The 19,342-nt window shown below is 66.3% G+C and carries 13 protein-coding genes; 6 read left to right on the top strand and 7 right to left on the bottom strand.

What is annotated here, in order from left to right:
• Positions 1–110: 110 nt before the first annotated feature.
• On the bottom strand, positions 111–1,526 hold the full coding sequence (locus tag AC24R4_RS23455) for a 3-hydroxylaminophenol mutase (RefSeq protein WP_092594071.1): 1,416 nt from the start codon (positions 1,524–1,526) through the stop codon (positions 111–113).
• 531 nt (positions 1,527–2,057) lie between these two features.
• Here AC24R4_RS23455 and AC24R4_RS23450 point away from each other — a divergent pair.
• Positions 2,058–2,522, top strand: a complete 465-nt coding sequence (locus AC24R4_RS23450) for a rhodanese-like domain-containing protein (RefSeq protein ID WP_487523682.1) — start codon at positions 2,058–2,060, stop codon at positions 2,520–2,522.
• A 96-nt stretch (positions 2,523–2,618) separates the two neighbouring features.
• On the opposite strand, the gene AC24R4_RS23445 is transcribed toward AC24R4_RS23450, so the two are convergent.
• The 6 genes from AC24R4_RS23445 to hrpA form a co-directional block, all read right to left on the bottom strand.
• Complete coding sequence (locus AC24R4_RS23445; protein WP_400395235.1) at positions 2,619–3,419, bottom strand: competence/damage-inducible protein A; 801 nt, start codon at positions 3,417–3,419, stop codon at positions 2,619–2,621.
• 59 nt (positions 3,420–3,478) lie between these two features.
• Positions 3,479–4,354 (bottom strand): EI24 domain-containing protein, encoded by an 876-nt coding sequence (locus AC24R4_RS23440; RefSeq protein ID WP_400395234.1) that lies wholly within the window; start codon positions 4,352–4,354, stop codon positions 3,479–3,481.
• 69 nt (positions 4,355–4,423) lie between these two features.
• Entirely contained in the window at positions 4,424–5,419 is a 996-nt protein-coding gene (locus tag AC24R4_RS23435; RefSeq protein WP_400395232.1) for a sterol desaturase family protein, read from the bottom strand.
• Entirely contained in the window at positions 5,419–6,276 is an 858-nt protein-coding gene (locus AC24R4_RS23430) for a polysaccharide deacetylase family protein (protein ID WP_400395229.1), read from the bottom strand. Before AC24R4_RS23430 ends, AC24R4_RS23435 begins: the two co-directional genes overlap by 1 nt.
• 27 nt (positions 6,277–6,303) lie before the next feature.
• A complete protein-coding gene (locus tag AC24R4_RS23425; protein WP_400395226.1) occupies positions 6,304–7,290 on the bottom strand; it encodes a YVTN family beta-propeller repeat protein in 987 nt (328 codons plus the stop codon).
• Between the two features lie 152 nt (positions 7,291–7,442).
• Positions 7,443–11,576: an ATP-dependent RNA helicase HrpA gene (gene hrpA, locus AC24R4_RS23420; RefSeq protein ID WP_487523681.1), complete on the bottom strand. Its 4,134-nt coding sequence runs from the start codon at positions 11,574–11,576 to the stop codon at positions 7,443–7,445.
• 104 nt (positions 11,577–11,680) lie between these two features.
• On the opposite strand from hrpA, the gene argA reads away from it, so the two are divergent.
• The 5 genes from argA to AC24R4_RS23395 all read left to right on the top strand — a co-directional run bounded on the left by argA (position 11,681) and on the right by AC24R4_RS23395 (position 19,325).
• Positions 11,681–13,060 (top strand): amino-acid N-acetyltransferase, encoded by a 1,380-nt coding sequence (gene argA / locus AC24R4_RS23415; RefSeq protein WP_400394778.1) that lies wholly within the window; start codon positions 11,681–11,683, stop codon positions 13,058–13,060.
• A gap of 109 nt (positions 13,061–13,169) precedes the next feature.
• Positions 13,170–13,445, top strand: coding sequence for an oxidative damage protection protein (locus AC24R4_RS23410; protein ID WP_066733742.1), 276 nt, complete (start codon positions 13,170–13,172; stop codon positions 13,443–13,445).
• Positions 13,446–13,661: 216 nt separating this feature from the next.
• Entirely contained in the window at positions 13,662–16,286 is a 2,625-nt protein-coding gene (locus tag AC24R4_RS23405) for a hypothetical protein (RefSeq protein ID WP_487523680.1), read from the top strand.
• 290 nt (positions 16,287–16,576) lie between these two features.
• Entirely contained in the window at positions 16,577–17,905 is a 1,329-nt protein-coding gene (locus AC24R4_RS23400; protein WP_487523679.1) for an MFS transporter, read from the top strand.
• Between the two features lie 34 nt (positions 17,906–17,939).
• Positions 17,940–19,325 (top strand): NarK family nitrate/nitrite MFS transporter, encoded by a 1,386-nt coding sequence (locus AC24R4_RS23395; protein WP_487523678.1) that lies wholly within the window; start codon positions 17,940–17,942, stop codon positions 19,323–19,325.
• Positions 19,326–19,342: the final 17 nt, after the last annotated feature.

Below are 19,342 nucleotides of genomic sequence, written 5' to 3'. Positions count from 1 at the left end.
GAGCCCCATTCTAGCGAGCAACGTCGCCGCAAAACAAAAAGGGACAGCCGAAGCCGCCCCTTCCTGGTGCAAGTGTTGCCCGGTCACAACCTGGCAACCCACTTATCGCTTTACAGCGAGTAGTACATGTCGAACTCGATCGGGTGAGTCGTCATGCGGAAACGCGTGACTTCTTCCATCTTGAGTTCGATGTACGCATCGATCATCGAGTTCGAGAACACACCGCCGCGGGTCAGGAACTCACGGTCGTTGTCCAGGTACTCCAGCGACTGGTCGAGGCTCGAGCAGACGGTCGGGATCTTTGCGTCTTCTTCCGGCGGCAGGTCGTACAGGTTCTTGTCGGCAGCTTCGCCCGGGTGGATCTTGTTCATCACGCCGTCCAGGCCGGCCATCAGCAGTGCCGAGAAGCCCAGGTACGGGTTCATCAGCGGATCCGGGAAACGCGTTTCGATACGGCGGCCCTTCGGGTTCGCCACGTACGGAATGCGGATCGAGGCCGAACGGTTGCGGGCCGAATAGGCCAGCTTCACCGGGGCTTCGAAGCCCGGCACGAGGCGCTTGTACGAGTTCGTACCCGGGTTGGTGATGGCGTTCAGGGCACGGGCGTGCTTGATGATGCCGCCGATGTAGTACAGCGCGAATTCCGACAGGCCGGCGTAGCCGTTGCCCGCGAACAGGTTCTGGCCGTCCTTCCACACGGACTGGTGAACGTGCATGCCCGAACCGTTGTCGCCCACGACCGGCTTCGGCATGAACGTGGCGGTCTTGCCATAGGTGTGCGCAACGTTCTGGATCACGTACTTCTGCAGCTGCGTCCAGTCGGCGCGCTGCACCAGCGTGCTGAACTTGGTGCCGATTTCGTTCTGGCCCTGGCCAGCCACTTCGTGGTGGTGCACTTCGACCGGAATGCCCAGCGATTCCAGAATCAGGCACATTTCCGAACGCATGTCCTGGAACGTGTCGATCGGGGCGACCGGGAAGTAGCCGCCCTTCTTGCCCGGACGGTGACCGCTGTTGCCGTGCTCGAATTCCTTGCCCGACGACCACGGTGCTTCTTCCGACTGGATCTTCACCGAGCAGCCCTGCATGTCGATGTTCCAGGTCACGCCGTCGAAAATGAAGAACTCGGGTTCCGGACCGAAGAAGGCGGTGTCGCCCAGGCCGGTGCTCTTCAGGTAGGCCTCGGCGCGCTTGGCGATCGAGCGCGGGTCGCGGTCGTAGCCCTTGCCGTCCGACGGTTCGATCACGTCGCAGGTCAGGACCAGGGTCGGTTCTTCATAGAACGGGTCGATGTAGGCGGTACCCGAATCCGGCATCAGCAGCATGTCCGAGGCTTCGATACCCTTCCAGCCCGCGATGGACGAACCGTCAAAGGCGTGACCGCTTTCGAACTTGTCCTCGTCGAAGTGCGACGTCGGCACCGACACGTGCTGTTCCTTGCCCTTGGTATCCGTGAAGCGGAAATCGACGAACTTGACGTCGTTTTCCTTCACGAGCTTCATCACATCTGCAACGCTCTGCGCCATGCCTATCTCCTGGAAATTCGAGGCTGTGTCTGAGAAAGCCATTGTTGGTGCGACCTCCGGACCTGCCGATCTGGCCGCCCCAAAAGGGACGAGGGATGTTAGCAGAAAGCGTGCCAACGCCTGCCCCCAACGGGGCGCCAATCGCACAGACTTCCCGAAAAACGTGCATCTGCCTGTCAGGCCGCACCGCGACGGGGGATGCGGATTGCATGCAATCCCGGTTGCCGGCCTGAGCCCGCCTGGCTTTGCCGCCGCGGCCCGGCAGACCCGACACCCATGACACACCATTATGGTGCATCATTCAAGTCATGGCACCGTGACAGTGCCAAACCGTGATAAATGCACCAGTTTGGCACCAAAACGGCGCATCCGGTTTGCCACCATTTTTCGGGCCGCTCGCAACGGCCGGGCGCTAGAATAGCGCCGATTCGGGCTGGCTCCCAGCAAAGATTGGGCTTTCTTGCGATCGCCCCCGCAAGCCGTCCGAGCGCGCCAGTTTTGATCGCTTTCTTATTGACTTCGTCACACAGAATGACTACCCGAGACACCCTCCTCCAGGCCGCCCACGCCCGTCAGCAACAGGGCCAGCTCCCCTACTACGGCGCCCTCTCCCCGCAGGAAGCCTACGCGCTGCTTCAGGCCGACCCGAAGGCCGTACTGGTCGATGTACGCACCCAGGCCGAACTGGACTGGGTGGGCGGCGTGGCGCTGCCCGACGAACAGCTCGCGCATGTCGAATGGTCGACCTACCCGGGCGGCACCCAGAACCCCAATTTCGTGGCCGAACTGAAGGCGCGCGTGCCGCAGGACGCCCCGGTGCTGTTCCTGTGCCGCAGCGCGGCCCGCTCGAAGCATGCCGCGCGCGTGGCGACCGAGGCCGGCTACACGCTGGCCATGGATGTGCTGGAAGGCTTCGAGGGCCCGCGCGACGAGGAACACCACCGCAAGACCGTGGAAGGCTGGTGCTTCCGCGGCCTGCCGTGGCACGGCGCCTGAGTCCGGTAACGCCGGCCAGCGCCCCACGCGGCAAACAAAAAAGCGCATCACCACCGTGATGCGCTTTTTTTCGGCCAGCCAAGCTGACGCCCCGCCCTACTGCTCGACGATCTCGAACCCCATCGCGCGGACACCTTCGAGCAGCATCGCGTAGGCCGGCGGCACCAGGTCGGCTGGCCCCTTCACCCCCAGGTCGATATGCCGCCGCCCAAGGCGGTCGCCTCGGGTCACGTCGCCCACCGACGGCAGGCTGAACACGCGGATGCCCGGGAACGTGGCTTCCACCTGCTCCATCAGCGGCGTCAGCGTCGATTCCGGGGCCTCGAACACGTAGAACGCCCGCGACTGCTCGGCGTCCAGATGGAACAGGTGCGTGTAGTAGTGGTCGAGCACCCACTCCATCATCGGCCAGGCCATCACCGGGAAGCCGGGCATGAAGTGGTGATCGGCCACCGAGAAGCCCGGAATCCGGTTGTAGCTGTTCGGGATGATGCGCGCGCCCACCGGGAATTCGCCCATCTTGAACCGATGCTGGTTCTCGGGCGCATTCAGGTCGGCCTTGACCGGATCGCCGTTGGCGGTCTCCGCGATGCGCAGCGCGATCTGCTCGCGCGCCTCCGGGTGCAGTGCCAGGTCCACGCCCAGTGCCGCCGCCGCGCACTGGCGCGTATGGTCGTCCGGTGTGGCGCCGATGCCGCCCGTGCAGAACACGACATCGGGACCGGCGAACGTCCGCCGCAACGTGGCGGTAATGCGCCCGCGTTCGTCGCCCACGTACTCGGCCCAGTCCAGCGCCAGTCCGCGCTCGCCGAGCAGTTCGATGGCGCGCCGCATGTGCTTGTCCTCGCGCCGTCCGGAAAGGATCTCGTCGCCGATGACAATCAAACCGAAACCCATGATGCCCCTCTTGGTTGAAGACTCAGGATGGAAAGCTCACGCCGCCGTTGCGTCCGCCATCACGACTGCCCGATCTGGCGCACGTCGGACGGCGCCAGGTCGATCACGTCGCCCGGCGGCGGTGGCGGCGGTGCCCCGGCGGCCCGTTCGGCACGCAGGTCCGCCAGCGCGCGCAGGCAGAAGTGGCCGAACCACAGCGCCGAGAAGATGAAGATCAGCACGTACAGCCACAGCGTGCCGGCCAGCACGACCGGAAACAGGAAGATGATGACAGCCGACCATACCCACAGCAAGGTCGGGGCGGAGCCCAGCAGGCCCACCACCACGCCGATCGTCAGCAGCGGAATGCGGTGGCGCTTCATCAGCGTCTTGCGCTCCTCGGCCGTGGCGTGCTCGGACAGCGCGTCGTACGTCATGACGCGGTAGGTCAGCCAGCCCCACAGCACCGGCGGGATCAGCGCAAAAAACGGCGGAATCAGCCACAGCGGCAGCGTGACCAGCACCAGCAGCAGGAAGACCACCGTATTGCCCAGCGCCTGGAACACGCTGCCGGCAATGCTGCCGCCGTGGGCCTTCTGCAGGTCCGGATAGGCGCGCTCCAGGTGCTTCACCACGGCGGGCACCGAGAACAGGCTGATGAAGATCAGCATCGACGCGATGACCAGCGGAATCGCCAGCGTCAGCACGAACAGCGGCGCCACCACGGTGCGCAGCGACTGCAGGCCGAGCCAGTCGAGCATGGCGTAGATCCAGCTGGTGAAGACCGAACCTTCCAGCAGCGCGCGGGCGGTGCCCATGATCGGGTCCCAGCCCCACCAGATCAGGCCGCCCCACAGGGCCGTGGCCAGGACAAACGGGATGACGGTCAGCATCAGCATGCGCGGATGCAGCTGGCTGACCACGGCGCGCCCAAACGCGCGAAGAATATCGTTCATGCAGCGATCTGCGAAAAAGAGTGTTCAGGAAAGCCACCAGAGCCTAGCACAGCCCAGGGGGCGTTCCCATCACCCCAGACGCAAAAGCCGCTTGATGCCCAGCCATTGCTGGGACAGGAAGCCGCCACCATAGTTGCGCCCGCGCCCCGTGGGCGGCGGCAGCTGGTCGCGGATGCCGGTGGGATAGTAGACGTCGGTGAAGACGGCCGTGCGGAACAGCATGTCCCACCACGGGAAGATCACGCCGTAATTGCAGCCGCCCAGCCGCACCGGCCGGCCATCGCCGCCGGCGCGCTCGTGGCCCAGCCCGACGGCATGATGCGTGCGATGAAAGCGCGGCGAGATCAGCAGCCGCTCGCCCAGCCAGCCGAAGTGCAGCTTCAGGTTGGCGTGCTGCAGGCTCTGCAGCAGTTGCGACAGCGCCACCAGCAGCACGTACTGCGACGGCTCCACGCCGACGGCCAGCGCGGCCGTGGCGAACACGGCGTCGCGCAGGATGTCGTCGAGCAGGTGGTTGCGGTTGTCGCTCCACAGCGTCATCTGCTGCTGGCTGTGATGCACCGCGTGCAGGCTCCACCACCACCGGTAGGTGTGCGATAGCCGGTGATACCAGTAGTCGAGCAGGTCGAACAGCAGCAGGTAGACGAAGAAGCTGACCAGCGGCACCGATGTCACGCCCGGCCACCAGTCTTCCACATTGATGCGCTGCCAGCCCAGCAGGCGCAGTTGGCCTTCCAGGCCGTCCATCAGCGGCGCCAGCAGGAAGAACATGGCCAGCCGGAACAGCCCCAGGCGGTGGATCACCGTATAGAACATGTCGGTCCGGATGGCGCGCCGGTCGGTCACGGCCTCCACCGGGCGCAGCTTTTCGAGCGGCCCCAGGATCAGCACCATGACGGCGATCTGCACCACGCCCACCAGCAGCCATTCGGTGCCGGTAAAGGCGTCCTCCGCATAGCCGCCAAAACCGAGGTTGTAGACCACGGGCAGGATCACGTCCTGGAAGACCGTGGCCTCGATCTGGCCGACCCAGAGATTGAGCCAGTTAGTGAAGGCGTCCCACATTACCGTTTCGACCCGGAAATTGGTTGCGCGCCGGCTTCCACCGCGCCGTGCTGCGCGATCCAGTTCTTGTATAGCGGATGTTCGCGCAAGGTGGCAAAGCAGAATCCCTTTTGCTCCAGCCCCGTCAGCAGCGGATCGAGGACGGCCGGCGCCCACGGGTCCTTGCGCGACCAGATGCCCAGGTGGGCCATCGTAATATCGCCATCGCGCAGGTCACGCAGTGCCTTGTCCAGCAGCGCCTGGTTCGGAAATGTCTCCGACGACAGCTCGTCGCCCAGGAATCCGGCCGGCGCCCAGCCCACATGCCTGAAGCCGCACTGCTCGGCCCACGCCAGCGTCTGCGGCGCGGTGCGGCCGCCCGGGGCGCGCCACAGCGGCACCATCGGCTGGCCCGTCATCGACTGGAACGCCTGCGCACTGCGGCGCAGTTCGGTACAGAACGACGCCTCGTCCATGACCACATCGCGGCCGGCTTGCGCGCCGAACTGCGGGCGCATGGTGACCTTGCCGCCCTTGACGCTGCGCAGGTACACATGGTCGAACGTATGGGTGCCGAAGGCGTGGCCGTCAGCGGCCAGCGATTTCCAGTACGGCGCCCACGCCGGGTCCAGCGAGTTGTCCTTGTTGATGGTCGGTTCGCTGGCCAGGAAGAAGGTGGCGCGAATATGGTGGCGGCGCAGCGTGCGGGCAATCAGCTCCGCCTGGCTCATGCTGCCGGTGTCGAAGGTCAGGTACAGCGTGCCGGCGCGGCACGCGCCAGCCGCCTGCCCCGCCCCGGCGGCCAGCGCCATGCCGGCCACCGAAGCCGCCACCGGTGCCAGCACCAGCGCGGCAATGCGCGAAATCATTCGGCGCATGTTGTCCTCAGACTTGTCGGGTCAATATCAATACAGCGGCGCGCGGGTCTTGAAATAGATGCCGTGCGGCGACTTGCCCACGCGGATCGTCTTCACCATCTTGCGGCTGGCCACGTCGATCAGGCCCACCGAGCGCGCCCAGCGGAACGTCACCCACAGCGTCTTGCCGTCGGCGGTCAGTTCCATGTCGTCCGGGCCGGGCAGCAGGCCCGTGATGTCGCCCACCTTCGACAGCGTCTGCTGGTCGATGATGCTGATCGATCCCTGCACGCGGTTGGTCAGGAACAGGTGACGCTTGTCGCCCACGGCGCGGAAATTGTGCGCGCCCTTGCCGGTCTGGATCTGCTTGACCACGGTGCGCGTGCGCCAGTCGATCACGGCCACGTAGTCGGCCCCGGTCATGCCCACCAGCAGGTACTTCTGGTCAGGCGTGACCCAGACGCCGGCCGGCGCCGAGCCCGCCTCCATGACCCACATCACGTTGAGCGTGGTCAGGTCGATGGCGGCGATCTGGTTGGAATCCTGCAGCGTGATGAAGGCGATCTTGCTGTCGGCGGTGAAGGCGATATGGCTGGGCGTCTTGGCCAGCGGGAACTGCTTGGCGATCTTGAGCTGATGGCCGTCCCAGCGGTAGACGTCCACGCGATCCAGCCGGTTGCCGGTGGCGATGAACCACTTCTGGTCCGGCGAGAAGCCCACCTGGTACGGATCGTCGATGCCCGGCACGCGCTGCTGCACCTTGCCGGTGACCGGGTCCAGGAAGACCAGGTCGTTGCCGACCGCGTTGGCCACGATCAGCGATTTCTCGTCGGGCGTGGCGATCAGGTGATGCGGCTCCTTGCCGATCGGGAACGTTTCCAGAACCTTCTGGGTGTCCTTGTCGATCAGCGTGACGCTGGCGTCACCGGAGTTCAGGATCGTCACCACCTCTGCCCGGGCGGACGCGGAGACCATTGCCAAAGCCAGGGCGCCTATCGACAACACCCCCGCCACAACACGACGCAATGCAAGCATAAGACCGCCATTTCTACACGAATCGCGCATTCTAACGTTTCGTCTGACGGTTGCGATGACGAGTAGAACGGATTCTTAAGCGTAACTTACATTTGGATACATGTGAGCGGCGCTTTCCATCGCGAACGCCCGCTGCGGCCCGCTTTTCCCGGTCAGCGCTGGATCGACTCCCAGACCTTCTGCAGCCGCTTGACCGAGATCGGCTGTGGCGTGCGCAGCTCCTGGGCAAACAGCGCCACGCGCAGTTCTTCCAGCATCCACCGGAATTCGTCCAGCCGCGCGTCGGCCGCGCCCCTGCCCTGGCTGCGCAACTGCTTTTCGGCGCGCTGCCATTGCTGGACCAGCGGCGCCATCTCCTGGATGCGCTGGCTGTCGCGGCCCGGGTCGCCCTTGAGCTTGTCCACCCGCATCGCCATGCCCTTCAGGTAGCGCGGATAGTGGACCAGCTGCGTGTATGGCGTATCGATCACAAATGACTTGTTCATCAACCGGCCGAGCTGGGCTTCCAGGTCCTGGTAGGCCGAACCGAACGGCTTGGCCTGCAACAGCTTGCGCGGCAGCGATGCATATTCGGCCAGGATCGTGCCGACCAGCCGCGCGATTTCCTGCGCCAGCAGCGACAACCGCGCCCGGCCTTCGTCCTTGCGGGCATTGAACTCGGCTTCGTTGCGCGGCAGCGGGGCCTGCAGGCAGGCACGCTCCAGCGCCATCAGCACGATCTGGTTGCGCAATTCCTCCTGCGTGCCCAGCGTCATGTACTGCATGGCCATCTGCTGCAGGTTCGGAATGTTCTTCTCGATGAACTTGACCTGCTCGCGCAACTGCAGCGCGAACAACCGCCGCAGGCCCGCGTGGTGGATGCGCGCCGCCTCCTGGGGATCGTCGAACACTTCCACGTCGCAGTGGTCGCCACGGTCCACCAGCGCCGGGTAGCCGAACAGCGTCTGGTTGCCCTTGCGGATTTCCAGCAGTTCGGGCAATTCGCCAAACGACCATGAGGTCAGGTTCTCGTACTGCCCGGCCTCGACGGCCGGCACATCGCGCGCGGCGATGTTCTGGAACGACTGCTGCGCCTGCCCGCCCAGTTCGGCGCGCAGTTGGGCCAGGTTGCGGCCCATATCCAGTTGGCGACCGTGCTCGTCGATCACCTTGAAGTTCATCGTGTGGTGCGCCGGCAGCGTTTCCAGCTTGAAGTCGGCGCGCCGGATCATCGTCCCGGTCTGCTCGCGCACGTCGGCGATCAGCACGTCGAGCAGGTCGCCCTCGCCAAACGGCTGGCGGTCGACAAACCCGGCCGCGTAATCGGGCAGCGGCACGCAATGGCGGCGCAGCTTCTGCGGCAGCGACTTCAGCAGCAGATGCACCTTTTCCTTGATCATGCCCGGCACCAGCCATTCGGCGCGCTCGGGCCTGACCTGGTTCAGCGCGTACAGCGGCACGGTCAGCGTCACGCCGTCGCGGTGGCTGCCGGGCTCGAAGTGGTACGACAAGCCCATGTCGATGCCGGCGACAGGCAGGATCTTCGGGAACAGGTCGGTGGTGATGCCGGCCGCCTCGTGCCGCATCAGTTCGTCGCGGTTCAGGTACAGCAGCTTGCGGTCCCGGGCCGATTCGGCCTGGTACCACGTCTCGAAGGCCACCTGGTTGTGGATGTCCGCCGGAATGGCCTTGTCGTAGAACGCGTAGATCAGCGCATCGTCCACCAGCACGTCCTGCCGGCGCGACTTGTGCTCCAGGTTCTCGATCTCGCGCACCAGCCGCTGGTTATGGGCGAAAAACGGCAGGCGGGTGTCAAACTCGCCTTCCACCAGCGCGCTACGGATAAACAGCTCGCGCGCCTCCACCGGGTTCATCGGGCCGAAATCCACCCGCCGATGCTGGTAGACCGGCAGCCCGTACAGCGTGCCGCGTTCCAGCGCCAGCACCTGGCCGGCCTTTTTCTCCCAGTGCGGCTCGCTCCAGCTCACCTTGAGCAGGTGCTTGCCCACCTGTTCGACCCATTCGGGCTCCACGCGGGCCAGCGTGCGGCCATACAGCCGGCTGGTTTCGACCAGTTCGGCGGCGATGATCCAGCGGCCCACCTTGCGCGCGATCAGCGATCCCGGCCACAGGTGGAACTTGATGCCGCGCGCGCCCAGGTACTCGCGGCCCTTGCCGTCGGCCTCGTCGAGCTTCAGGCCCACGTTGCCCAGCAAGCCCGTCAGCAGCGCCTTGTGCAGCTGCTCGAAGGTCGGCTCGGACTCGTTCAGGCGCCAGCCCTGCTCGCTCACCGTGGTGTGCAGCTGCGAATGCACATCGCGCCATTCGCGCAGGCGCACGTGCGACAGGAAGTTGCTGCGGCACTGGTCCTGAAGCTGGCGGTTGGTCTTCTTGTGGGCGACGGCTTCCTCGAACCACTTCCACAGCTTGACCCACCCCAGGAACTCGGACTTTTCGTCCATGAACTTGCGATGCGCCTGGTCGGCCGCTTCCTGGGCTTCCTGCGGCCGCTCGCGCGGGTCCTGCACCGACAGCGCGCTGGCGATGATCAGTACTTCCTTCAGGCAGTGGTGGTCGCGGGCGGCCAGGATCATGCGGGCCACGCGCGGATCGAGTGGCAGTTTCGCCAGTTGGCGGCCGGTGCCGGTCAGCTGGTTGCCTTCGTCGAGCGCACCGAGTTCCTGCAGCAGCTGGTAGCCGTCGGCCACGGCGCGGCCCAGCGGCGGCTCGATGAACGGAAAGGCCTCGATATCGGTCAGGCGCAGCGCCTTCATGCGCAGGATGACCGCCGCCAGCGACGAGCGCAGGATTTCCGGGTCGGTAAAGCGCGGCCGGCCCGCGAAGTCGCTTTCCTCGTACAGCCGGATGCAGACGCCGTCGGCCACCCGGCCGCAACGGCCGGCGCGCTGGTTGGCGGCCGCCTGCGAGATCGACTCGATCTGCAGCTGTTCCACCTTGTTGCGGTACGAATAGCGTTTCACGCGCGCCAGGCCCGTATCCACCACGTAGCGGATGCCGGGCACCGTGAGCGACGTTTCCGCCACGTTGGTGGCCAGCACGATGCGCCGGGCGTTCGACGGCCGGAACACGCGCTCCTGCTCCTGCACGGACAGCCGCGCAAACAGCGGCAGGATCTCCGTATGCGGCGGATGATGCTTGCGCAGCGCCTCGGCGGCCTCGCGGATCTCGCGCTCGCCGGGGAGGAAGACCAGCACGTCTCCCGGGCCCAGCCGGCACAGTTCGTCCACGGCATCGACGATGCCGTCGTACAGGTCGCGTTCCTTCGCCTTTTCGGCGCGCGGCGCGGCCGCCTGACCCGGTGCCGGCTTGTCTTCCTGGATCGGGCGGTAACGGATTTCCACCGGATACAGGCGGCCGCTGACCTCGATCACGGGCGCCGGCTTGCCATCGCGCGCGAAATGCTCGGCAAATCGCTTCGCATCGATGGTGGCCGACGTGATGATCACCTTCAGGTCCGGCCGCCTGGGCAGGATCTGGCGCAGGTAGCCGATCAGGAAGTCGATATTGAGGCTGCGCTCGTGCGCCTCGTCGATGATGATCGTGTCGTAGGCGCGCAGCAGCGGGTCGTTCTGCGTCTCGGCCAGCAGGATGCCGTCGGTCATCAGCTTGACCGACGCGCCCGCCGACATGGTGTCGTTGAAGCGCACCTGGTAGCCCACGTGCTCGCCCACTGGCGTGCCCAGTTCCTGCGCGATGCGCTTGGCCGTGGACGTGGCGGCAATCCGCCGCGGCTGCGTGTGGCCGATCAGGCCGCCGCCGGGCTTGCCCTCGCGGGCCGGCCCACGCCCCACCGACAGCGCGATCTTGGGCAGCTGCGTGGTCTTGCCCGAGCCGGTTTCGCCGGAAACGATCACCACCTGGTTGGCCAGCAGCGCCTGCGCGATCTCGTCGCGGCGCGCCGACACCGGCAGGGCCTCCGGGAACGTGATCTCGGGCAGCGGATTGGCCAGCCGCACCGGCTGGGGCGGACGCGGCGGACGCTGGCCGCCTTCGGGACGCGGCGGACGCTGGCCGGCTTCCGGCCGAGCGGCCTGCTGCCCGGCGTCGGGGCGCGCCGGTCGCTGGGCGCCGCCCTGGCGCGGCGGACGGGGCTGACGCGGCTGTTGCGGATGCTGCGCAGGCTTCTGCGCCGGCTTCTGCGACTGTTGTGGCGGCCGTTGCTGCGCCTGTTTCGGGGGGCGAGCACCACCGCCCGCGTCGCGCGGAGCGGGGTTCTGGCTGGCCTGGGCGGAGGTAGCCTCGGCGGGGTTGGCCGGGGCAGGCTTGGCGGGGCGTTGTGCTGACATTGGCCGGGATTATAATCCGCCGCATGAACGCCAGAACCGACTCCCCGCAGCAGGACCCAGATCCTGCCGACCCGCCCTCGCCCGCCGATCCGTCGACCGTCCCGATGACCACTGCCGAGCCTGCCACGCCCATCCCGTCAGCGTCGGCCGGCGCCGATCTGGCCGAGGCCAGCGGCCCCGACCAGCAGCAGTTCGTCGACTGGCTGCGCGCGGTCGCCCCGTACATCCACACGTTCCGCGGCAAGACCTTCGTGATCGCCTTCAGCGGCGAACTGGTCAAGGCCGGCGTGCTCAACGCACTGGTCAACGACGTGGCGCTGCTGCACGCCATGGGCATGCACGTGGTGCTGGTCTTCGGCTCGCGGCCCCAGGTGGAAGAGCAGCTGGGCCTGCGCAACGTGCAGTCGCAGTTTGCCGATGGCGTGCGGATCACCGACAACGCCGCGCTCGAATGCGCCAAGGAGGCGGCCGGCGAACTGCGCCTGGACATCGAGGCGGCGTTCAGCCAGGGCCTGCCCAATACCCCGATGGCCGGCGCGCAGCTGTCGGTGGTGTCGGGCAACTTCATCACGGCGCGGCCGGTCGGCATCGTCAACGGCGTGGATTACCAGCACACGGGGCTGGTGCGCAAGATCGACGACGAGTCGATGCGCATGTCGCTGTCGCACGGCAAGATCGTGCTGCTGTCGCCGCTGGGCTTCTCGCCGACAGGCCAGGCGTTCAACCTGTCAATGGAAGACGTGGCCAGCGCCACGGCCAGCGCGCTCAAGGCCGACAAGCTGATCTTCATCACCGAGGTGCCGGGCGTGCCCGACGCCGTCGGCAAGCTGATGAAGGAAATGTCGCTGCGCACCGCCGTGGAGCGGCTGCAGAACAACCACCTGCCGCCCGACGTGGCCTACTACCTGGAGCATCTGGTCAAGGCGCTCAAGGGCGGCGTGCCCCGCGCCCACCTGATCCCGTTCGATATGGACGGCTCGGTGCTGCTGGAGCTGTTCCTGCACGATGGCGTGGGCACGATGGTGTCCGATACCGACCTGGAAAGCCTGCGCGAAGCCACCCTGGACGACGTGGGCGGCATCCTGCAGCTGATCGCGCCGCTGGAGGCCGATGGCACGCTGGTGCCACGCGGGCGTCACCTGATCGAGCGCGACATCGACAAGTTCTCGGTGATCGAGCACGACAACGTGCTGTTCGGCTGTGCCGCGCTGTACGCGTTCCCGCGCGAGAACATGGGCGAGATGGCCTGCCTGACCGTATCGGCCGAGGCCCAGGGCACCGGCGACGGCGAGCGCCTGCTCAAGCGCATCGAACGCCGCGCCCGCACGCTGGGCCTGGACCGCCTGTTCGTGCTCACCACGCGCACCGAGCACTGGTTCCTCAAGCGCGGTTTCGTGCACGCCACCGTGGATGACCTGCCGGAAGACAAGCGCAAGCTCTACAACTGGCAGCGCAAGTCGATGGTGCTGATGAAGAAGCTGTAACCCCGCAACGTCCGCAAAGACAACAGCCGCCGCAGGGGCATGGGCCACCGGCCCCGCCCCGGCGGCCCGGCTTGGCTACAATAGCGGCCACACGAAAAAGGAGTCCCTCATGGCCCGCATGGTCCATTGCGTCAAACTGAACAAGGAAGCCGAAGGCCTCGACTTCCCGCCGCTGCCGGGCGACCTCGGCAAGAAGATCTGGCAAAGCGTGTCGAAGGAAGCCTGGGCGGGCTGGCTCAAGCACCAGACCATGCTGATCAACGAGAACCGCCTGAACATGGCCGACGTCCGCGCGCGCCAGTACCTGCTCAAGCAGACCGAGAAGTATTTCTTCGGCGAAGGCGCCGACCAGGCCGCCGGCTACGTGCCGCCGCCTTCGGCGTAACCGTACGGGGCCCGCGCACACCGGGCCCGCCCGCCGCCCCTCCTGCCTCCCTGACCGTCAGCACCAGGGAATCCATTGCCGCATGCCGCGCCGGACCCATCGGGGCCGGACGTGCCGTGCGGCAAATCCATTCTCAGGCCGGTACCTTGCCTCCTATCCTGCGCTGACGCCTGCGCATGGTGCGCAGCGTTCACAACCGGCCGGGAGGCAACAGTCATGGCAATCCTTTTCGACATCAAGGTGGAAAGCGGGGCATCGCAGTGGTATGGCGTGATCAACATCGCGAACATCCGCCATGCCGATGGTTCGTCAGTCAGCATCGATCATTTCCTCGGCCTGGCGTTCAAGTCCCCGGCCGCGGTGCAACCCACGGACTTCAATGTCCAGCTCTGGCGCTGGCAGGCCACGACGGCCCAGACCGAAAACGTCCGGATCGACAGCACGACCTGGGGCGTCGAGGCCACGCTCAACTTCGAGACGCCCCACACGTTCACCGCGCAGGACACGATCAAGATCGGCATCAACGGCGACCTGACCGGCCCCAATGCAGCGGCCTACCTGTCGTCCTTCGCCCTGGAAGCCGACGCCATCCCCGATACCCGCGGCACGGTACGGGTCCAGGCGGACTCCCCGCCCGACGCCGCGCTGTACTCGGCGGCACAAACCATCACGTTCACCCAGGGCTCGCAGACGCACGTCGAAACGGTGGCACCGGGCGCCACCACGCCGGTGGCGCTGCCCGCCGGCACCTACGCGGTCAGCGTCGACGCGCTGTCCAACGCCGCCTACACGGTGGTGGCCGACGCCGTCGCGCACCCCACCACGGTCACGGTCACCCCGGGCAGCACCGCCGCAGTGGTCGTCAGCTATGCGGATGCGCGGTATTACGCCCGCCTCAATGTGGCGATCGAGCGCATCCAGCCGTTGCTTGACGAGGAACTCGACATCAGCGTGGTGGTGCGCAACACGGGCGACCTGCTGGTGGAATTCCTGCTGCCGCCGGGTGGCATCATGCCGCTCGGCGGGCTGCCGCGCGCGGGCGTCGTCGATATCGCCGTAGCGCCATATCCGCTGAACAACGTCCGCTACGCCTTCCCCGCCAAGTATCGCGACCTCGACGCCAACGTCCAGAACGTGCTGTTCTCTTCCGCGGAAATGCAGGCCACGGCCGTCGATACCACGGGCTTTGTCAAGCTGCCGGTCGAGATCGTGTCCGACGTCGGCGTCAGCGTCCCGCTGGAAGTGCGGCTGGTGGCCGCCAACATGACCTATCGGCAGGATATCCGGATCGAGGCCGGCACCCACACGTACGAGCTGGCCGTGCCCGTGCAGCCCCAGACCTATACGGTGGAGGTGGCGGACTTCCTGATCGACGGCCAGGTCTATCACGTACAGGCGCCCGATACCCTGCGCGTGGCGCAGAACGGCGTGTCGCGGCTCACGATCGAGGTGGCCCGCGGCGCAAACCTGAACGTGCGCGGGTTCCCCGACTTCCTGAGCTTCGGGGGCTGCGCCGACCTGACGCCGGGCAACGCCGCCGACTTCGTGGCGGCCCGCGCATCGTCGGTGTTCAAGTACGCCGGGTTCGATGGCGCCGGCGATGCCAATACCTACCTGAGCGCCGACAACCAGACCACCGCCACCGTGCTGCTGGCGCGCGATATCGAGCGGCAGATCGGCGGCGGCCACCAGGTGCTGCCGGTGCTGGTTTCCTATACCTGCAACCTGTCGCTGGGCGACACCCCGACGCAGCTGGCAAACAAGCAGGGGCTGGCCCACAGCCTGGCCAACCTGATCCTGTCGCTGAACCTGGCGAAGGAACATACCGATGCCAGCCATCCGGTGCCCGCGGGCTATGTCATCAATCCCGACTTCCTGGGGGCCTGCCAGCAAGGCGGATTCGGTCCGGAATACGCCATGCCGGTCCGCGAGCCGTTGCGGATGGCGCTCGATCACTGGAACGTCCAGGCCACGATCCCGCAGGACATCGAGGAGAACATCCGCGGCTATATCGCCGCCGTGAACTGGTTGATCCGCACCGTGGCGCCCGCCATCACCTTCGGCTGGCAAGTCAACCTGTGGGGTGTCGGGGCATCGGAATGGATTTACGCTTCCGGCGACGAGCCAGTCCAGAATGCCCGGGCCACCGCCGATTTCATCCGCGCCATGCGCGTCCACGAGGGCCCCAACGCACCGGACTTCCTGGCCGTGGACCGCTACGAAGCCGACGATTTCACCATCCGCAGCTATGCCAATGGCTATTGCTACTGGACCCACGAGTGGGCGCGCTTCTTCGACTTCTGCGCCGAGCTGAGCCGCGACCTCAAGGTTCCGATCATGCCCTGGCAGATTCCGGCCAGCCATGCGCCGCTGGTGTCGGACACCGTCAACGAAGACTTCGACACGCAGAACTGGGGGACGGGCGGCACCTACATTTTTGGCGATCCGGCGATAGGGTCGGACTATCACAACATCCATCCCCGGATCGTCGCGCTGAAATTCCCGGCCGCGTTCCACTGGGCCATGGGCGCCACGGCCGAAGACATGTTCAAGCGATCGGAGCCATTCGATGTGAGCGGGCCGGCCTACGCCGACTTCCCGTATCGCGGCATCTTCACGCTGCTGCTCGGCGGCGGCGCCACGACTGGCATCATCTCCAGCGTGGGTGACGACACGTCGTTCGTGCGCGACAAGCTCAACGCCTATATGAATGCGCCGATTCCGTTCTCGGAAAACCCGTACGGAGCAGAACGCCAGCCCGCCAACGCGGTACGCAGGCCGCGTCGCCGCCGCGCGGCACGCTGGTGCGGCAGCCGCGGCGCGGCCAGGCTCGTGCGCTAGCCGTCCCAGGCCATCGCAGGACGGGTGCCCGGCACCCGTTTCTGCCGGCGGCATCCGATTTGATCTAAATCATGAACCTGTTGCAGCGAGCCTGGTTGCCGCCACGCCGACCTTTGGCGCCAGGCCCGCTGTAACCGCTGCCCCACGCGGCTTTCCGGCGGGCCTATGCCGAAAGAACTAGTACGCACGGCATAGCCCCGCCCGCTTCCGGCTGTACGGCCGGCGAATGTTCCCCGCAGACCCGCAGGCCTACTCTGGCATCACTCCTCGAAGTGACTCCGGAACCGGCCATGCCCACCGCACCCCACTCTTCCCAAGCCTCGCAAGCCTCGCAAGCCGCGCAAGCCGTACCGCCCGGCGCCTGGACCACGCTCTGGTCCAGCACGTTCGCGTTCACCATCTGCTTTGCCGTCTGGATGATGTTCGCGGTGCTCGGTATCCCGCTCAAGAACGAACTCGGCCTCAACGACACGGAATTCGGCCTGCTGGCCGCCACCCCGGTGCTCAGTGGCTCGCTGATCCGCGTACCGCTGGGCATCTGGACCGACCGTTACGGCGGCCGCGTGGTGTTTTTCGTCCTGATGCTGCTGACGGTGATCCCGATCTGGCTGATTTCCTATGTCCACACGCTGTGGCAGCTGCTGGTGCTGGGGCTGTTCGTCGGGCTGGCCGGCGGTTCGTTCTCGGTGGGCACGCCGTATGTGGCCCGCTGGTTCCCGCGCTCGCGGCAGGGGCTGGCGATGGGCATCTTCGGGGCCGGCAACTCGGGCGCCGCGCTGACCAAGTTCGTGGCCCCGGCGTTGATCCTGGCCGCCGGCACCTGGGAAATCGTGCCCAAGGTCTACTCGGTGGCGATGCTGGTCACGGCCATCGTATTTTTCCTGTTTTCGCGCAGCAACCCGGCTCACCGCTCCACATCGGCCACGAGCTTTCGCGCCCAGCTGGCCGTGATGCGCGACCCGCGCGTGTGGCGCTACTCGCAGTACTACTCGGTGGTGTTCGGGGGCTACGTGGGCCTGTCGCTGTGGATGACCAAGTACTACATCGGCGAATACGGCTTCGACATCAAGACCGCCGCCTTCCTGGCCGCCTGCTTCTCGCTGCCCGGCGGCGTGCTGCGCGCGATCGGCGGCTGGATCTCGGACCGCTACGGCGCCCATCGCACCACGTGGTGGGTGATGTGGATCAGCTGGGTGGGCTTCTTCCTGCTCAGCTACCCGAAGACCGACTTCGTGATCCACACGGTCACCGGCCCGCAGAGCTTCCAGATCGCCCTGACGCCTACGCTGTTCACGATCCTGATGTTCGTGGTCGGCATCGCCTTCGCCATCGGCAAGGCCTCGGTCTTCAAGTTCATCTCCAACGACTTCACGCACAACATCGGCGCGGTGTCGGGCGTGGTGGGCCTGGCCGGCGGCCTGGGCGGCTTCATCCTGCCGATCCTGTTCGGCGCGCTGGCCGACCTGACCGGCATCCGCAGCAGCTGCTTCATGCTGATGTACGGCACGGTCTGCGTGAGCCTGGTCTGGATGCACTACAGCCACCGCGCGGAGCAGCGGCGTGCGCGGCCCCAGCCCGAGGCATCCGCCGCGCTGGACCCGTCCACGCAGACCGCCTGATCCGCGATTTCCCAACTTTCCTGTCTCGCACACCATGACCAGTACCGTACTGACCCGCTGGGAGCCCGAGAACGCCACGTTCTGGCGCGACCGCGGCGAACGCATCGCCTACCGCAACCTCTGGATCTCGATCCCCGCCCTGATGCTGGCCTTCGTGATCTGGATGCTGTGGAGCGTGGTGGCTGTCAACCTTGACCGCGCCGGCTTCCAGTTCACCAAGAACCAGCTGTTCTGGCTGACCGCGCTGCCCGCCCTGTCCGGCGCCACGCTGCGCATCTTCTATTCGTTCCTGGTGCCGGTGTTCGGCGGCCGCCGCTTCACGGCCATCTCCACCGCGCTGCTGCTGATTCCGGCGCTGGGCATGGGCTTTGCGCTGCGCGACCCTTCGACCAGCTACCCCACGCTGCTGGTGCTGGCCCTGCTGTGCGGGCTGGGCGGTGCCAACTTCAGTTCGTCGATGGCCAATATCAGCTTCTTCTTCCCCAAGGCGAAGAAGGGGCTGGCCACCGGGCTCAACGCCGGCATCGGCAACCTCGGCGTGTCGGTGGTGCAGTTCGTCACGCCGCTGGTGGTGTCGGTGGCCGTGTTCGGCGCGCTTGGCGGCGAACCGCAGAGCTACCAGGCCGGCGGCGCCACGCAAAGCCTCTGGCTGCAGAACGCGGGCTTTATCTGGGTGCCGTTCATCGTGGCGGCATCGCTGGCCGCGTGGTTCGGCATGAACGACATTGCCGATGCGCGCGCGTCGTTCGCGGAACAGGCCGTGATCTTCCAGCGCCAGCACAACTGGCTGATGTGCTGGCTCTATATCGGCACGTTCGGCTCGTTCATCGGCTTCTCGGCCGGACTGGCGCTGCTGACCAAATCACAGTTTCCGGGCATCAACCCCACGGCCTATGCCTTCCTGGGCCCGCTGGTCGGCGCCCTGACCCGCCCCGTGGGCGGCTGGATCTCCGACAAGCTTGGCGGTGCGCGGGTCACGCTCTGGACCTTTATCGGCATGATCGCGGCCGTCTGCGCCGTGCTGTCCGCCCTGCCCCATGACGGACAGCCGGGCAACTTCCAGGCCTTCCTGGCCGCGTTCATCGTGCTGTTCGCCCTGACCGGCGTCGGCAACGGCTCCACGTTCCGCATGATCCCGGTGATCTTCCTGACCGAGCGCCAGCGCGACGCCGCCGGCAAGGGCGACGCCGCGCAGAAGCAGGCCCAGCAGGACGCCGGCAAGGAATCGGCCGCGGTGCTGGGCTTCTCGGGCGCGATCGGTGCCTATGGCGGTTTCTTTATTCCGAAGAGCTTCGGCACGTCGCTGGAACTGACGGGCTCGCCGGATGCCGCGCTCTACGGCTTTATCGCCTTCTATCTGAGTTGCGTACTGGTGACCTGGTGGTACTACGCACGCCGGAACGCCCCCATGCCCTGCTGAGGCGGCATCACCCACAA

The organism is Cupriavidus sp. CER-90 (genome assembly GCF_057652055.1).
The sequence above is the reverse complement of the archived record's forward strand: the minus strand, read 5'-3'. Positions and strand labels throughout refer to the sequence as shown.

Bases quoted from the DNA above. Each gene is read 5' to 3' on its own strand.
- AC24R4_RS23455 (WP_092594071.1), bottom strand. From the start codon at position 1,526: ATGGCGCAGAGCGTTGCAGATGTGATGAAGCTCGTGAAGGAAAACGAC.
- AC24R4_RS23450 (WP_487523682.1), top strand. From the start codon at position 2,058: ATGACTACCCGAGACACCCTCCTCCAGGCCGCCCACGCCCGTCAGCAA.
- AC24R4_RS23445 (WP_400395235.1), bottom strand. From the start codon at position 3,419: ATGGGTTTCGGTTTGATTGTCATCGGCGACGAGATCCTTTCCGGACGG.
- AC24R4_RS23440 (WP_400395234.1), bottom strand. From the start codon at position 4,354: ATGAACGATATTCTTCGCGCGTTTGGGCGCGCCGTGGTCAGCCAGCTG.
- AC24R4_RS23435 (WP_400395232.1), bottom strand. From the start codon at position 5,419: ATGTGGGACGCCTTCACTAACTGGCTCAATCTCTGGGTCGGCCAGATC.
- AC24R4_RS23430 (WP_400395229.1), bottom strand. From the start codon at position 6,276: ATGCGCCGAATGATTTCGCGCATTGCCGCGCTGGTGCTGGCACCGGTG.
- AC24R4_RS23425 (WP_400395226.1), bottom strand. From the start codon at position 7,290: ATGCTTGCATTGCGTCGTGTTGTGGCGGGGGTGTTGTCGATAGGCGCC.
- hrpA (WP_487523681.1), bottom strand. From the start codon at position 11,576: ATGTCAGCACAACGCCCCGCCAAGCCTGCCCCGGCCAACCCCGCCGAG.
- argA (WP_400394778.1), top strand. From the start codon at position 11,681: ATGACCACTGCCGAGCCTGCCACGCCCATCCCGTCAGCGTCGGCCGGC.
- AC24R4_RS23410 (WP_066733742.1), top strand. From the start codon at position 13,170: ATGGCCCGCATGGTCCATTGCGTCAAACTGAACAAGGAAGCCGAAGGC.
- AC24R4_RS23405 (WP_487523680.1), top strand. From the start codon at position 13,662: ATGGCAATCCTTTTCGACATCAAGGTGGAAAGCGGGGCATCGCAGTGG.
- AC24R4_RS23400 (WP_487523679.1), top strand. From the start codon at position 16,577: ATGCCCACCGCACCCCACTCTTCCCAAGCCTCGCAAGCCTCGCAAGCC.
- AC24R4_RS23395 (WP_487523678.1), top strand. From the start codon at position 17,940: ATGACCAGTACCGTACTGACCCGCTGGGAGCCCGAGAACGCCACGTTC.